This window comes from Pseudomonas sp. MT92 (assembly GCF_058792515.1).
This window is the reverse complement of the sequence record NZ_JBXAFA010000004.1, coordinates 307,638-321,783: the sequence shown is the minus strand read 5'-3', so window position 1 is coordinate 321,783 and position 14,146 is coordinate 307,638. Positions and strand designations below refer to the sequence as shown.

Below are 14,146 nucleotides of genomic sequence, written 5' to 3'. Positions count from 1 at the left end.
GGCAGGAAAAAAAGCCTGCCCCGACAGCAAACCGGTGCAGGCGCAAAGGTGTCGGTTCAGCCGGGCCAGACCGACGAGTCGGCACCGCCATCGACATCGATGATCTTGCCGGTCACCCAGGCCGAAGCAGGGCTGGCCAGATAGAGTGCGGCGGCGGCGATGTCTTGCGGGGTTCCGAGGCATTTGAGCGGGGTGTTGGTTTCCATGACCTGGCGCATGGTCGTCGGCATTACGCCGTTGAGTGCTTCGGTCAGGGTGGGGCCCGGGGCGACAGCGTTGACCCGGATCTGCGGAGCAAAGTCCTGGGCCAGCAGACGGGTCAGGTGGCTGAGGGCCGCCTTGGCCGTGCCGTAGGCGCTGAAATGGCGCTGGGCGTAACGCGCCGCCACCGAGCTGATATTGATGATGTTGCCGCCACCGGCCTCGCGCATCAGCGGGACACACAACTGGCAGAAGGCGTAGGTGGTGGCGACGTTGAAATTCAGCACCTGGGCAAAGTCTTCGGGCGTCATTTCCAGCGGATCATTCGGCCCGCCGCCGCCCACGTTGTTGACCAGATGGGTGATTCGGCCCATCTGCTCGACGCTCTGGCGAACCAGTATCCGGCGCTGCTCGGCATCGTTGACGTCGCAGGCGACGGCCAGGGCGCGCCGACCAAAGTTGCGCACCTCCTCGGCCACCGCCTGCACCTCGTCCAGCGAGCGTGCCGAGCACACCACATCGGCGCCCGCTTCGGCATACGCCAGGGCAATCGCTCGACCAATGCCACGGCCGCTGCCGGTGACGATGGCGACGCTGCCGTCCAGGTGGAAACGCTGCAAAATACTCATGGGCCCTTGCTCCGTGGGGTCGGCTATAGATGGGTTCACTATCGCTGTGGTGGCCGGGCAAGGCATCGTCTCAACGGACTAGCGCCGCGGCGGCCGCATCATCGCTCCTAGCCCCATATAAGCAGGGTGTCACCGGCTCGCACGCCCTAGTCCGCTTTGACGATGAATGATTGCTCGCTCAACCCGATGATCCATCACAGTTCGCGCAGTGGCGCAGTGAGATCGGGAGAATTGAGTGATGCACAGCATGCGAGAAAAGACCCAGGACGAACGTGATCTGCTTGAACGTGCACGCAGCCTTGTGCCGGCACTCAAGGCACGTACGGCGCAGGCCGAAAAGGACTTGAAGGTGCCTGAAGAAAGCGTTGCGCAATTGCAGGCCGCCGGTCTGCTGCGAGCCTTGCAGCCACGGGCATTCGGTGGTTATGAAGTGGACCCGCGCACCTTCTTCGAAATCCAGACCATCCTGGCCGAGGGTTGCATGTCCACGGCCTGGATCTACGGCGTGATGGGGGTGCACCCCTGGCAGCTGGCGCGTTATCCGATCGAGGCACAACGCGAAGTCTGGGCCGACGACCACAGCACGTTGATCTGCTCGACCTATATGCCGGCGGCCAAAGTCACGGTGGTGGAGGGCGGTTACCGCATCAGCGGGCGCTGGAGTTTCTCGAGCGGCAGCGAACACTGCCAATGGATACTCCTCGGCGGTATCCTGCCGCCCGATGGCGACTATGCCGCCGAGCATGGCACCTTCCTGTTGCCCCGTAGCGATTACCAGATCGAGCGCAACTGGGACGTGCTGGGCCTGCGCGGCACCGGTAGCCACGACATCGTGGTCGAGGATGCGTTCGTCCCGGCCCATCGTGTGCAACGTACTAACAACTGGACCCTCGAAGCGACCCCCGGACGCCTGGTCAATACCAATCCGATCTATGCGATTCCCTTTGCCCAGGTGTTCTCCCGTGCGGTGTCGACCTCGGCCATCGGCGCCCTGCAAGGTGCGATCAACGAGTTCCGCGAAAACGCCGCCAAACACATCGGCAAACACGGCGCCCGCACCGCTGACGATCCGGTGGCGCAAACGGCGGTGGCCGAAGCCATGATCACCGTCGACAGTCTGCGCCTGGTGCTGGAGCGCAACTACGAGCACCTGATGACGCTGGCCCGGGCCGGCGAGTACCCGGACACCGAGACCCGCCTGCTGTACCGCTACCAGTCGGCCTACGTGACCAACATCTGCGCCGATCGGGTCAACGACCTGCTGCGCAGCATGGCTGCCTCGGGGTTGTACAACACCAACCCGGTAGCGCGGCTGTTCCGCGACCTGCACCAGGCGCGCGGGCACATTGCGAACAACTACATGGCTTACGGGCGCAGCTATGGCGCCGTGATGTTGGGCTTGCCCAACCCGGACCCTTACGTCTGAGGCCTCGCCGCCCGTTTCGATACCCCTGGGTTTGCACCTGTCCGCGGCATGCGGGCAGGTGGTCATGAGTACCTGACCTATGAACAATTACTTTGCCCTGCGCGTGGCACGCGTGATCGAGGAAACCGCCGATGCGCGCTCCCTGGTTTTCGACGTGCCTGAACATCTGGCTGAACGCTTTCGTTATCAACCCGGCCAGTTCCTGACACTGCGCGTTCCTTTCGAGGACGGCTGGCTGCCTCGGTGTTACTCATTGTCCAGCACGCCGTTGCTCGATGAGCCGCTGCGGGTGACGGTCAAGCGTGTGCATCAGGGACGTGCTTCCAACTGGCTGTGCGAAGAGCTCCAGGCGGGCGAGGCGCTGGAGGTGCTGCCACCGGCCGGTGTGTTCGTGCCACGCAACCTGGACAGCGACTTATTGCTGTTCGGCGGCGGCAGCGGTGTGACGCCGGTGCTGTCGATCCTGCGTTCGGCGTTGCTCGCGGGAACCGGTCGCATCCTGTTGATCTACGCCAACCGTGATGAAGACTCGGTGATTTTCAAGGATGAGCTCAAGGCCCTGGCCAGCGCCCATCCGCAACGCTTGCAAATCGTCCATTGGCTCGACTCGGTCCAGGGCGTGCCGAGTGTCGGACAACTGTGCGAACTGGCGCGGCCGTTTGTCGATGCCCACGCGTTCATTTGCGGACCAGCGCCGTTCATGGACGCAGTCGTCAGCGCCCTCGGTGACTTGGGCATGCCGGATGGCCGAGTGCATGTCGAGCGCTTCGTGTCGCTGCCCGGCGAAGGCGAACAGCCGCCAATCAGCAGCAGCGAAGCCGCCGTGGCCGCAAGGCTGGAGGTGCGCCTGGATGGCCAGGACTATCAACTGGGCTGCGACAGTGGCGAAACGGTCCTGGCCGCCATGGAGCGTGCCGGCCTCAATCCACCCGCCGCCTGCCGTGTCGGTGGCTGCGCCTCATGCATGTGCAAGCTGGAAAGCGGTGATGTCGAGCTGCTGCACAACGATGCGCTGGACGCGGGCGATCTGGCCGAAGGCTGGATCCTGGCCTGCCAGGCTGTGCCGACCACCGCGCAACTGCATATCCGTTTTCCCGAATGACGTCCCTGAATGATGCCAAGCCAGAGCCTACGATGAATCAGAGCCTGAACCTTGCGCCTTTGAGCGCAGCCCCTGTCACCCTGGCCCAGTTGCTCTTCAGCAGTGCCGAACGCTTCGCCGGTCGCACAGCCATCGAGGAAAACGGCCAACGTATCGACTATGCCCGCTTGCCCGAGCGTGTCCTGGAATTCACCAGGGGCTTGATGGCACTGGGCATCCAGGCGGGTGACCGGGTTGGTGTCTGGGCGCCCAACAGCGCTGACTGGATCCTCGCAGCACTTGGCATCCAGTGCGCCGGTGCAGTGCTGGTGCCGATCAATACTCGCATGAAGGGCCCGGAGGCCGCCGATGTGCTGGAGCGCAGCGGTTGCCGGGTGTTGTTCGTCCAGCAACGTTTTCTTGATGTCGACTACCCGGCGCTGCTGGCACCGCATCGGCCGGCCAGCCTGGAACACCTGATCATTGTCGAGGGTGAAACGCCTGCCCGGTCTTCGGACCTCACCCTTGCGCAGTTCTTGCTGGGCGCGGCGACCATCGATGCCGACAGTGCCAGGCGCCGTGCGCTGGCGGTCGGCCCCGAGACCATGTGCGATCTGTTGTTCACCTCCGGCACCACCGGCAAGCCCAAAGGTGTGATGAGCGGCCACGGCCAGAACCTGCGGGCCTTCACCGAATACGTCAAGGTCATTGGCCTGGTGCCGGGCGATCGTTACCTGATCGTCAATCCGTTCTTCCATGCCTTTGGCTACAAGGCCGGATGGCTGACCTGCCTGATCGGCGGCGCGACCATCCTGCCCCACGCGGTGTTCGACGCAGAAGCGGTGTTCGAGCGCATCGCCCGCGAGCGCATCAGCGTACTGCCCGGTGCGCCGACCCTTTACCTGTCGCTGCTGGCCCATCCCCGACTCAAGCAAACCGATCTGTCGAGCCTGCGCATCGCCGTGACCGGCTCGGCCAGCATTCCGCCAAGTCTGATCGAGCGCATGCGCAACGAGTTGGGATTTGCCGTGGTCACCACCGCCTACGGACTCACCGAGTGCGGAGGGCTGGCGACCATCTGCGATCCCCGGGACTCGGCGCAGGTGATCGCCGGCACCAGCGGACGGCCGATTGCCGGCACCGAAGTGAGCATCCGCGATCCGCATAACCTGGCGCTGGAACCAGGGCAGACCGGCGAGATTTGCCTGCGCGGCTTCCACGTCATGCAGGGCTACTTCCAGAACCCCGAAGCGACCCGCGAAGCCATCGACGCCGAAGGCTGGCTGCACACCGGCGATGTCGGGCGCCTGGACGAGGCGGGCAACCTGATCATCACCGATCGCTTGAAGGACATGTTCATTGTTGGCGGTTTCAACTGCTACCCGGCGGAAATCGAAGCGGCGCTGATCAAACACCCGGCGATTGCCCAGGTGGCGGTGATCGGTATCGCCGACGAACGCATGGGCGAGGTCGGCTGTGCCTGCGTGGTGCTGCGCGAAGGTCAAGTGCTCGATGAGGCTCAACTGATCGCCTGGAGCCGCGAGCAAATGGCCAATTACAAGGTGCCGCGCCAAGTGCGTTTCTTCGACGCCTTGCCATTGAACCCCTCGAGCAAGGTGGCAAAAAACGAACTGCGCGCGCTGGTGGGCAGCACCCAGGCGTAAAGCGGCCCCATCTCGCCAAATGGACGATGTGCGCGGCGGCGGTTCTTTTCATGCTGCGATGACACAAGCACAAAACAACAAAAAGGAGAGGAGCATGCTTACGCGAAATACGGTTGTCCGCCATTCAGCAAATCTGTGGAGAGGACGCAGCCTGTTGGCTGCGACCATTACCGTTGCCGGTGCCTCGGCCCACGCTGCGCCGACGATCGAACTGGGAGAAAACACCACACTGGAATCGGCGCTGACGGTCAACTACACCGCTTCCATGCGCACCGCCAAACAGGCCAATCAATATCTCAACGACCTGAACAACGACGACGGCACGCGCAACTTCAAGCGCGGCTCCTTGATCAACAACCGTCTGAGCCTGTTCGGCGAGTTGTTGCTCAAGCATGACAACCTCGGCGCGGTGCTGCGCGGGAGTGATTTCTATGACGACGTCTATCACCAGCGCAATGCCAACGACTCACCGGACACAGTGAACAAGTTGGGACACAACGATGGCTTCAGTGATGAAACCAGAAGGCAGAGCGGCAGCACCGCGCGCCTGCTGGATGCCTATGTGTATGGCAACTTTGAAATGGGCGAGACACAGTACTTGTCGCTCAAGGCCGGGCGACATCTGGTGGCCTGGGGCGAGAGCCTGTTCTGGCCCAACATCAGCCAGGGGCAGGCCCCGGTGGATGCCACCAAGTTCAACGTGCCCGGCACCGAAGCCAAGGACTCCTACCTGCCGGTGGGACAGGTGTCGGGCTCCTGGTCGCTGAATGAAGACCTGGCGCTGGTGGGCTACTACCAGTACGAGTGGGAAAAGACTGAACTGAACCCGGTGGGGGATTATTTCGGCAGCGATACCTTTGGTCCCGGTGCCGAATTCTTTCGTCTGGGTCGTGGGCAGGTCGACCGCTTGCCGAGCGGTGTGGCGGTCGGTTATGGCGGTGAGAAAGACCCCAGCGACAGCGGCCAATGGGGCGTTGGCGTGCGTTACCGGGTCACCGAGAACACCGAGGTGGGGCTTTTCCATTACCGCTATAACGAGCGCATCGGCTCGTTGTTCTTCGACTTCACCGGCAACACCCAATATTCATCGCTCAAGAGCATTGGCCATGACGGCACCGCGCCGATCTATCGCCTGGGCTACTTCGAAGACGTCAAGCTCACCGGCATCAGCTTCAGCTCCAAGGTCGGCGATTCGGTGCAGTACGCCGGTGACCTGAGCTACCGCGACGGCGCCTCGGTCTACCTGAACAACGGCTCGCCGACCACCGGGCAAATCTGGCAAGGCAACCTCAACGCGTCGTACATCCTCGGCCCAAGCTTGCTGGCCCAGCAGACGACCTTCATGGGCGAAGTGGTGCATCAGCGCATCGCCGGGGTGGACAGCCTGACAATCACCGGCGGAGGCCCCGGCGTGGACGGTACCTTCGATGAATTCGAATCGAAGACTCAGACCCGCGGTTCGACCCTGTTCGGCGTGGGCGCCTACATGGACTACCCGTCCATTGCCAACGGCCTGGACCTCAGCACCAAAGTGGTATGGACGCAGAACGTCGACGGCAGCGCCTATCAGGGGCTGGGGCGCGACGAGAAGCGTCTGACCGTGGGCGGTGACTTCAAGTATCTGGGCAACTTCCAGATCGGCATGACCTATGTCGCCTACCTGAGTTCGCCTGACGTCGCCCAAGGCCGGCTGCTGGCTGACCGCGATTACCTGTCGCTCAACGCCAAGTACACCTTCTGATGAACAGGGCTGCGTCGCGATGAGGCGACGCAGCCTGCGTTCGTAGCCTGATAACAATAAAGAGAGGCATCTCATGAACCCTCGTCCGACCCCGTCACCGTTCAGCCCGATTGCGATTGGCCCGCTGACCCTGAAAAACCGCTTTATCAAGTCCGCCACCAATGAGGGCATGAGTGCCCAGGGCGTGCCTTCCAGGCAGTTGGTCAAGTTGCACTCGGCCCTGGCCGCAGGCGGTATCGCCCTGACGACCGTGGCCTACTGCGCGGTGAGCAACGATGGCCGTACCTTGCCCAACCAATTGACCCTGACCCAGGCCAGCCTGCCGCATTTCAAGGCCCTGACCGACGGCGTGCATGAAGCCGGTGGCCTGGCCAGCGCGCAAATCACCCACGGCGGCTGCTTTACCTTTATCCGTGAACGTTCGACCAAGCGTCCGCTGTCGGCCAGCGGCGGCTTCAACAAGATCGGCTTGATGAGTGGCATGTTCCTCAAGCAAGCGATGAACGAGGCTGACATGCAACAGGTGGTACGCGACTTCGCGCAGGGCGCGCGTCTGGCACGCCAGGCCGGTTTCGATGCGGTGGAAATCCACATGGGCCACGGCTATTTGCTCAGCCAGTTCATTTCGCCGATGTACAACAAGCGTCGAGACCAGTACGGCGGCAGCCTGGAAAACCGCCTGCGTTTTCCGCGCCGGGTGTTGCGCGCGGTGCTGGATGCGGTCGGTCATGAGATGGCGGTGATCTGCAAGTACAGCGTCACCGAAGGTGTTCGCGCCGGTAACAGTGCCGAAGACGGGGCGAAGATCGCCCGCATGCTGGAGCAGGAGGGCGCCCACTTGCTGGTGCTCAGCGCGGGGATGAACGCCGAGTCGATCACCACCATGTTCGGCTCCTCGTTCCCCAAGGAAAACCGCGTACAGCAGAAGAACAAGATCATTGCCCTGGCGATGGCCATCCAGCGCCGCAAGGAACCGACCGTGGAATTCCGCGAGCTGTATCTGCTGGAACATGCGCGCAAGGTGCGGGCGGCGGTGAAGATGCCGCTGGCCTATCTGGGCGGCGCCAAGAGCCTGGCGAGTATCGAGACGATCATGGCCGAGGGGTTCGATCTGGTCGCCATGGGCCGGGTATTGCTGGCCGAGAATGACTATGTCAACAAGCTCGCCAGTGGCACCAGCCGCGATTCGATCTGCACCGCCTGCAACCGCTGCGTGGCGATGATGTACACGCCCGGTGGCACCTCCTGCGTACTGGGTAAGCCCGGTGATGCCGAATTGAACCGTCTGCCGGCGGCGGGGGCCTGAAATCGAGCCCTGGTTGCAGGAGCGAGCCTTGTCCGGCTGGAACGATAACGCGGTGACACAGGGACACCGCATCGTCCTGTTCGCGGGCAAGCCTCGCTCCTACAACGAACCAGATACCGCGGCGTCTTTATCAAACCGCGTCGCCACGGGTTTCAACCGTTCTGCAGGAAGTCGATGCAGCTGCGGTTGAACAATTCGCGGTGTTCCACCTGGACCCAATGCCCGCAGCGGTTGAGCACGATGAACCGGGCATTCGCTGCGCCATCGATGATGCGCTGGGCGCCGCTGACCGGGTTGAAATGATCGTTGTTGCCCCAGAAACCGAAGATCGGGCACTGAATCTCGCCCAGGCGCGACTCCATGTTCTGCACCATCATCGTGCTGAACAGGTTCTTCGGTTGAGTCACGGCCACCGCCACGCGTTCTTGCAGCAGGCTTTCCGGCAGGATCGAATCGTCGAACAACTGCAGACGCATCATGTTGCGCATTTCTTCCATGCCAATGGGCCCGGCGCTGAACAGGCTGACCATGCGCACGATGCCTTCCATCTTGAAGTAGGTTTCCCGCTCCTCGACACCGCCAGGTGCCAGCAGGATCAGACTCTGGGGCAATTGCGGCAGGCGCAGGGCCAGGCCCAGGGCAATCGCACCACCCAATGAGTTACCCAGTAGCGTGCAGCGCTTCACGCCGACGGATTCCAGGAAGGCCGCCACGCAGTCGACGAAAAAATCCAGGTTGTACTGTACGTCTTCGGGTTTGTCCGAGCGGCCGAAACCCGGAAGGTCGAGCACGAGGTTGCGGTAACCGGCAGCGACGAACTGCGGATAGTTACCCTTGAAATTACTGTAGCCACTGGCGCCCGGGCCGCTGCCATGCAGCCACAGCACCACGGGGCCCGTGCCCTCATCCAGGTAATGCAGGCGCAACCCGTTGGGCAGCGTTGCGTAATGGCCCACGGGCAGGGGCAGGTCTACGGGTTGATTCATGGGGTTCTCCATTGTCTGCGGATTCATGAAGCACAGCCGCGCCAGGCGCCGTAGCAGATTGAAGGGGATGCAGCGCCTGGCGAGGTGCGCACCCTGCCAATGCTGGGCGTTGACGGGAGGGATCACATCGTCCGTTCAGACCACGCGGCGATAGTCTCATCGGACGATGTGTGGCCAGGCACTTGCCGCTAATCATGCAGGGGACGGCTCCACTGCAAGGGCAGCGGGCCGCAGCGTATTCGTCCATTCGGAGATTGCTATGAAGTTACTCGATAAAGTGGCGTTCGTGACCGGTGCCGCGCAGGGCATGGGCCAGGCCATTGTGCGTGGATTTGTCGCCGAAGGCGCCAAGGTGGTGGCGGTCGACCTCAACCAGATTGCGCTGGCCGAGAGTCTTGCGGACCTGGGCGACAAAGTCCTGGCCCTGGCTTGCAACGTTGGTGAAAGCGCTTCCGTGGCCGATGCCATGGGCCAGGCCGAGCAGCACTTCGGCGGCCTCGACATCCTGGTCAACAACGCGGGCGTCGGCGCACTGGACAGCTTCCTTGAAACCCCTGACGAGAGCTGGGCGCGGGTGATCGGCGTGAACCTGGGCGGCACCTTCCTGTGCTGTCGCGAAGGCGCCAGGCTGATGATCAAGGGTGGACGCAAAGGAGCGATCATCAACCTCTCCAGCACCGCCGCGCTGACTGGCGACGGTCCTAGCCACTACTGCGCCTCGAAAGCCGGGGTGATGGGCCTGACCCGCTCGATCGCCCGAGAACTGGCCGCCAGCGGTATTCGCGTCAACACCCTGGTGCCGGGACCGACCAATACACCAATGATGGCCGGCATTCCTGACGACTACATGCAAGCGCTGCTGAAAAACGTGCCGTTGGGCCGCATGTGCGAGACGGACGAAATCGCCCGTGTTGCGGTGTTCCTCGCGAGCGAAGACGCCAGTTTCATGACCGGCCAGAACGTTGCCGTCAACGGCGGCATGGCCTTTATCTGATCGGAGAGTGACTGATGAGCAAGCGTTTACAGGGAAAAATCGCCTTCGTGACCGGCGCTGGTTCCGGCATCGGCGAAGCCACCGCACTGCGGTTTGCCGAGGAGGGCGCTACTGTGGTGCTGTGCGGGCGCCGCGTTGAGCCACTGCAGGGTGTGCAGGAAAAAATTCTCGGCTTCGGCGGCCAGGCTGAAATCGCCGTCGCCGATGTCAGCGACGAGCAAGCCTACGTCAGTGCACTGCAAGCCACTGCACAACGTCACGGACGTCTGGACATCCTGGTCAATAATGCGATGGCCTACACCTGGGGCGACATCGACAACATGACCACCGCCGACTGGCACGCCAACTTCGCCACCACCGTCGATGGCACCTTCTTCGGCACGCGCACGGCGATGCGCCTGATGAAAGAGCAGGGCGGCGGTTCGATTGTCAACATCGCCTCGATCTGCGGGCTGTTCGGAACCGCGCAGATGGCCGGTTACTCGGCGGCCAAGGCGGCAGTGATCAACTTCAGCCGCGCGGCGGCCAGCGAAGGCGCGCCGCACAACATCCGTTGCAACGTGATCATCCCGGGCGTGGTCGATACCCCGGCGACCGCCGGCATGCTCGGCGACAAGAAGGCCCGTGCCAACACCGAAAAAGTCATCCCGATGAAACGGGTCGGCCTGCCGGTGGAGCTGGCGAACGCCATTTTGTTCCTGGCCAGCGACGAGGCCTCCTATGTCACCGGCGCCAGTCTGGCGGTCGACGGCGGACGTGGTTCCGACCTGTACACGGTGTTCGACTGATGGGCCTGGAATCCGCCGCGCTGCTTGAGCGCATCGACCGCCTGGAGTCGCTGGACGCGATCCGTCAACTGGCCGGCAAATACGCGCTGGCCCTGGATATGCGTGACATGGACGCCATGGCCAACTGTTTCGCCCCGGATGTGCGCGTGGGGCGTGACAAGAGCGGTCGGGCGCACCTCAAGGCCTGGCTGGACGAAACCATGCGCAAGCAGTTTCACGGCACGTCCCATCACCTGGGCCAGCACATTATCGAGTTCAGTGACCCGGATCACGCCACGGGCGTGGTCTATTCCAAGAACGAGCATGAGACGGGCCCCGAGTGGGTGATCATGCAGATGCTGTACTGGGACGACTACGAGCGGATTGATGGGCGCTGGTGTTTCCGTCGTCGCCTGCCGTGCTACTGGTATGCAACCGACCTGAACAAGCCACCGATCGGCGGCTTGAAAATGCGCTGGCCGGGGCGCGAGCCCTATGCCGGTACCTTCCACGAACTGTTCCCGTCCTGGGATACGTTCTGGGCGAAACGGCCGGACAAGGAAGCGTTGCCGGAAATTGCCGAGCCGGCGCCGTTGGAGGGGTTTCTTGCGACGCTGCGACGCGGGGCAGGTGACCCGAAGATTCGGGTTCGCTGACTTCGCCCCTGCGTAGGAGCGAGCCTGCTCGCGAAAAACGCCAGGACAACGCGGGCATTCAGACAGCCCGCGTCATCGTTGCCGAATATCGCGAGCAAGCTCGCTCCTACAGTGGGAAGTCGTAGGAGCGAGCCTGCTCGCGAAAAACGCCAGGGCAACGCGGGTATTCAGACAGACCGCGTCTCCCGCGGCATCCCCAGCGCCCGTTCGGCAATGATATTGCGCTGTATCTCGTTACTGCCGCCATAAATCGTGTCGGAGCGGGTGAACAGGAATAGCGACTGCAAACGGCTCAGCTGGTAAGGCGCGCCCTCGAGGATTTCTGCCTCGTCGCCCAACACATCCATCGCCAGTTTCCCAAGATCCGAGTGCCAGGTGGACCAGGCCAGTTTGTAGATCATGGCTTCGCGCTTGAGACTGCCATCCTGCGGACCGGAGAGCATGCGCAGCGAGTTGTAGCGCAACACCTTCAGTCCCGACCACGCCTGTGCGATGCGCTGGCGCAGCAATGGGTCGCGCGAGGCGCCATTGGAGCGGGCGATGCGGATGATTTCATCGAGTTCGTTTTGAAATTGCATCTGTTGGCCCAGCGTCGAGACACCGCGTTCGAAGCCGAGCAGGGCCATGGCGATTTTCCAGCCGTCGCCCGGTTGGCCGATCAGGTTATCGGCGCGGGTTACTGCCTGATCGAAAAACACTTCGTTGAACTCGCTGGTGCCTGTCAATTGCTGGATCGGCTGCACGCGGATCTGCGCCTGGGCCATCGGCACCAGCAGGAATGACAGGCCATGATGACCTTGGCTTCCGGACTCTGTGCGCGCCAGCACGAAACACCAATCGGCTTCGTGCGCCAGCGAGGTCCAGACTTTCTGGCCGCTGATAAGCCAGTGTTCGCCCGTGTCATCGAGCCTGGCCCGGGTTTGCACGTTCGCCAGGTCGGAACCGGCGCCGGGCTCGGAATAGCCCTGGCACCAGAACTCGCTGCCAGTGAGGATGCCGGGCAACAAGCGTTGTTGCTGGGCGGGGGTGCCGAAGGCGGCCAGGGTCGGGCCGACCAGTCCTTCGCCGATGTGGCCCATGCGTCCGGGGCCGCCGGCCCGGGCGTATTCCTCATGGAAAATCACCTGCTGGCAGATGCTCAGTCCTCGCCCACCCTGCTCTGTGGCCCATCCCAGACCAATCCAGCCACCTGCGGCGAGTTCTCGCTCCCAGGCTTTACGTTCCTCGGGAAAACTATGCTCGTCGCCGGGGCCGCCGCGATAGCGCAACGACGCAAACTCACCACTCAGGTGCTCGGCCATCCATTGGGCGACCTCTTGACGGAAAGCCTCGTCGGCCTTGCTGAAACCGATTTTCATGCGTCTTCTCCAAACAGGTGTGTCGCCATGCGTTCACGATGCAGCGCCGGGCTGCCCAGCAATTGCTCGCTGGCGCGGGCGCGCTTGAAGTACAAGTGCGGGTCGTATTCCCAGGTAAAACCTACGCCGCCATGCAACTGGATCGACTCGGCGGCGCAGTGGAAAAATGCTTCGCTGGCATGGATCTTCGCCGTCGCGGCAGCCATGGCCAGTTCGCTGGCCACCGCGATATCACCTTCAGGGTCGAGGTGTTCCTGCACGACGCAGGCGGCGTAGTAGATCGCGGAACGGGCGCATTCGACCTGCAGCATCATGTCGGCGCAGCGGTGCTTTATGGCCTGGAAACTGGCAATGGTGCGGTTGAATTGCCGGCGTTCGGCAATGTACGCCAGGGTCAGGTCGAGCACTTGCTGCGCGCCACCGACCTGTTCGGCGGCCAGGCCGGCGGCGGCAATCGAAAGGGTCTCGCGCAGCACCGGCCAGCCCTGGTCGGGGGCGCAGAGCATTTGCGCCTCGTTAACGAACACATCGTGCAGTTCGATACGTGCAAGGCGGCGTGTCTGATCCAGGGTGGGCAGGGGCGTGCACAGGATTCCCGGCGTATCGGCAGCGACGGCGAACAGGTTGATGCCCGATTCTCCCTCGCTGCCGGGGTTGCGCGCAGCGACGATCAGCAAGTCCGCTTGTGCCCCGTCGATGACCTGGGTGTAGACGCCGTTCAGGTAGCAGCCGCCGGCAGCGGGCCGGGCAATCGCTTGCACACTGCGTGCATCCCAGCCTTTGCCACTGGCGAACGCCAGTGTCGCCGTGGTTTCACCGGCGGCAATCGCACTGAGCCAGTGTTCCTGGAGGGCCGTGTTGTGTCCCGCCAGGAGCGCAGGGGTGGCCAGGCAGGTTGTGGCGAACAGCGGCGAGCCCAACAGGAAGCGACCGCTCTGTTCCAGCAGAATCGCCAGCTCGACAAACCCCAGGCCCATGCCACCGAAACGCTCGGGGATCATCAGCGCCGGCCAACACAGCTCAAGGCCGATGCGCCGCCAGACATCGGGGTCGTAACCGTCCGCGCGAATCATGGCGGCACGCACGGCATGGGAATCGCTGACGGCGGCGAGAAAACGCTCGGCGCTGTCGCGAATCATCAGGTGTTCTTCGGTAAAAGCGAACTCCATGGGGTTGTCTCTGCAAGGCGGATGGATGCAGCAGTCTGGGTTGTTCGGGGCGACTGTCGAATCACTAAAACGGACTAGTGCGCAGGCAGTTGGTTGCGCCGCGTCATCGTTCTTCGCCCGCAGGAGCGCGCAGGCCGTGGTGGTGCTTAGTCTCAACGGACGATGAAG

The 14,146-nt window shown here is 62.8% G+C and carries 12 protein-coding genes; 8 read left to right on the top strand and 4 right to left on the bottom strand.

Annotation, left to right across the window (positions count from 1 at the left end; translation table 11 throughout):
• Nucleotides 1–56: 56 nt before the first annotated feature.
• Nucleotides 57–830: a glucose 1-dehydrogenase gene (locus tag AC1Q6D_RS09805; protein ID WP_103403163.1), complete on the bottom strand. Its 774-nt coding sequence runs from the start codon at nucleotides 828–830 to the stop codon at nucleotides 57–59.
• A gap of 238 nt (nucleotides 831–1,068) precedes the next feature.
• Between AC1Q6D_RS09805 and AC1Q6D_RS09800 the strand changes: the two genes are divergently transcribed.
• The 5 genes from AC1Q6D_RS09800 to AC1Q6D_RS09780 all read left to right on the top strand — a co-directional run bounded on the left by AC1Q6D_RS09800 (nucleotide 1,069) and on the right by AC1Q6D_RS09780 (nucleotide 8,048).
• The gene (locus AC1Q6D_RS09800) at nucleotides 1,069–2,256 is read left to right on the top strand and encodes an acyl-CoA dehydrogenase family protein (protein WP_103403162.1); all 1,188 of its coding nucleotides are present in this window, start codon (nucleotides 1,069–1,071) and stop codon (nucleotides 2,254–2,256) included.
• A gap of 79 nt (nucleotides 2,257–2,335) precedes the next feature.
• Nucleotides 2,336–3,358 carry a ferredoxin--NADP reductase gene (locus AC1Q6D_RS09795; RefSeq protein WP_103403161.1) on the top strand — a complete coding sequence of 341 codons (1,023 nt, stop codon included), beginning with the start codon at nucleotides 2,336–2,338 and terminating at the stop codon, nucleotides 3,356–3,358.
• A 32-nt stretch (nucleotides 3,359–3,390) separates the two neighbouring features.
• Nucleotides 3,391–5,001 carry a FadD3 family acyl-CoA ligase gene (locus tag AC1Q6D_RS09790; RefSeq protein WP_103403160.1) on the top strand — a complete coding sequence of 537 codons (1,611 nt, stop codon included), beginning with the start codon at nucleotides 3,391–3,393 and terminating at the stop codon, nucleotides 4,999–5,001.
• Between the two features lie 94 nt (nucleotides 5,002–5,095).
• A complete protein-coding gene (locus tag AC1Q6D_RS09785; protein WP_103403159.1) occupies nucleotides 5,096–6,742 on the top strand; it encodes a DUF1302 domain-containing protein in 1,647 nt (548 codons plus the stop codon).
• Nucleotides 6,743–6,815: 73 nt separating this feature from the next.
• The gene (locus tag AC1Q6D_RS09780) at nucleotides 6,816–8,048 is read left to right on the top strand and encodes an NADH:flavin oxidoreductase (protein ID WP_103403158.1); all 1,233 of its coding nucleotides are present in this window, start codon (nucleotides 6,816–6,818) and stop codon (nucleotides 8,046–8,048) included.
• Between the two features lie 152 nt (nucleotides 8,049–8,200).
• Here the strand turns inward: AC1Q6D_RS09780 and AC1Q6D_RS09775 are convergent, their stop codons facing one another.
• Nucleotides 8,201–9,034, bottom strand: a complete 834-nt coding sequence (locus tag AC1Q6D_RS09775; protein ID WP_047529090.1) for an alpha/beta fold hydrolase — start codon at nucleotides 9,032–9,034, stop codon at nucleotides 8,201–8,203.
• A 259-nt stretch (nucleotides 9,035–9,293) separates the two neighbouring features.
• On the opposite strand from AC1Q6D_RS09775, the gene AC1Q6D_RS09770 reads away from it, so the two are divergent.
• Genes AC1Q6D_RS09770 through AC1Q6D_RS09760 form a run of 3 tightly spaced genes read left to right on the top strand, consistent with a single transcriptional unit; the run spans nucleotide 9,294 to nucleotide 11,451 of the window.
• Nucleotides 9,294–10,028: an SDR family NAD(P)-dependent oxidoreductase gene (locus AC1Q6D_RS09770; protein WP_103403157.1), complete on the top strand. Its 735-nt coding sequence runs from the start codon at nucleotides 9,294–9,296 to the stop codon at nucleotides 10,026–10,028.
• Between the two features lie 14 nt (nucleotides 10,029–10,042).
• Nucleotides 10,043–10,816, top strand: a complete 774-nt coding sequence (locus AC1Q6D_RS09765) for an SDR family NAD(P)-dependent oxidoreductase (RefSeq protein WP_103403156.1) — start codon at nucleotides 10,043–10,045, stop codon at nucleotides 10,814–10,816.
• 5 nt (nucleotides 10,817–10,821) lie between these two features.
• The gene (locus AC1Q6D_RS09760) at nucleotides 10,822–11,451 is read left to right on the top strand and encodes a nuclear transport factor 2 family protein (protein WP_207291501.1); all 630 of its coding nucleotides are present in this window, start codon (nucleotides 10,822–10,824) and stop codon (nucleotides 11,449–11,451) included.
• Nucleotides 11,452–11,618: 167 nt separating this feature from the next.
• Here the strand turns inward: AC1Q6D_RS09760 and AC1Q6D_RS09755 are convergent, their stop codons facing one another.
• A complete protein-coding gene (locus tag AC1Q6D_RS09755) occupies nucleotides 11,619–12,809 on the bottom strand; it encodes an acyl-CoA dehydrogenase family protein (protein WP_103403154.1) in 1,191 nt (396 codons plus the stop codon).
• On the bottom strand, nucleotides 12,806–13,978 hold the full coding sequence (locus AC1Q6D_RS09750) for an acyl-CoA dehydrogenase family protein (RefSeq protein ID WP_103403153.1): 1,173 nt from the start codon (nucleotides 13,976–13,978) through the stop codon (nucleotides 12,806–12,808). The genes AC1Q6D_RS09755 and AC1Q6D_RS09750 overlap by 4 nt, the downstream gene beginning before the upstream one ends.
• Between the last annotated feature and the right edge of the window lie 168 nt (nucleotides 13,979–14,146).

Excerpts from the sequence above, each read along its gene's own strand:
- AC1Q6D_RS09805 (WP_103403163.1), bottom strand. The coding sequence starts at position 830 with ATGAGTATTTTGCAGCGTTTCCACCTGGACGGCAGCGTCGCCATCGTC.
- AC1Q6D_RS09800 (WP_103403162.1), top strand. The coding sequence starts at position 1,069 with ATGCACAGCATGCGAGAAAAGACCCAGGACGAACGTGATCTGCTTGAA.
- AC1Q6D_RS09795 (WP_103403161.1), top strand. The coding sequence starts at position 2,336 with ATGAACAATTACTTTGCCCTGCGCGTGGCACGCGTGATCGAGGAAACC.
- AC1Q6D_RS09790 (WP_103403160.1), top strand. The coding sequence starts at position 3,391 with ATGAATCAGAGCCTGAACCTTGCGCCTTTGAGCGCAGCCCCTGTCACC.
- AC1Q6D_RS09785 (WP_103403159.1), top strand. The coding sequence starts at position 5,096 with ATGCTTACGCGAAATACGGTTGTCCGCCATTCAGCAAATCTGTGGAGA.
- AC1Q6D_RS09780 (WP_103403158.1), top strand. The coding sequence starts at position 6,816 with ATGAACCCTCGTCCGACCCCGTCACCGTTCAGCCCGATTGCGATTGGC.
- AC1Q6D_RS09775 (WP_047529090.1), bottom strand. The coding sequence starts at position 9,034 with ATGAATCAACCCGTAGACCTGCCCCTGCCCGTGGGCCATTACGCAACG.
- AC1Q6D_RS09770 (WP_103403157.1), top strand. The coding sequence starts at position 9,294 with ATGAAGTTACTCGATAAAGTGGCGTTCGTGACCGGTGCCGCGCAGGGC.
- AC1Q6D_RS09765 (WP_103403156.1), top strand. The coding sequence starts at position 10,043 with ATGAGCAAGCGTTTACAGGGAAAAATCGCCTTCGTGACCGGCGCTGGT.
- AC1Q6D_RS09755 (WP_103403154.1), bottom strand. The coding sequence starts at position 12,809 with ATGAAAATCGGTTTCAGCAAGGCCGACGAGGCTTTCCGTCAAGAGGTC.
- AC1Q6D_RS09750 (WP_103403153.1), bottom strand. The coding sequence starts at position 13,978 with ATGGAGTTCGCTTTTACCGAAGAACACCTGATGATTCGCGACAGCGCC.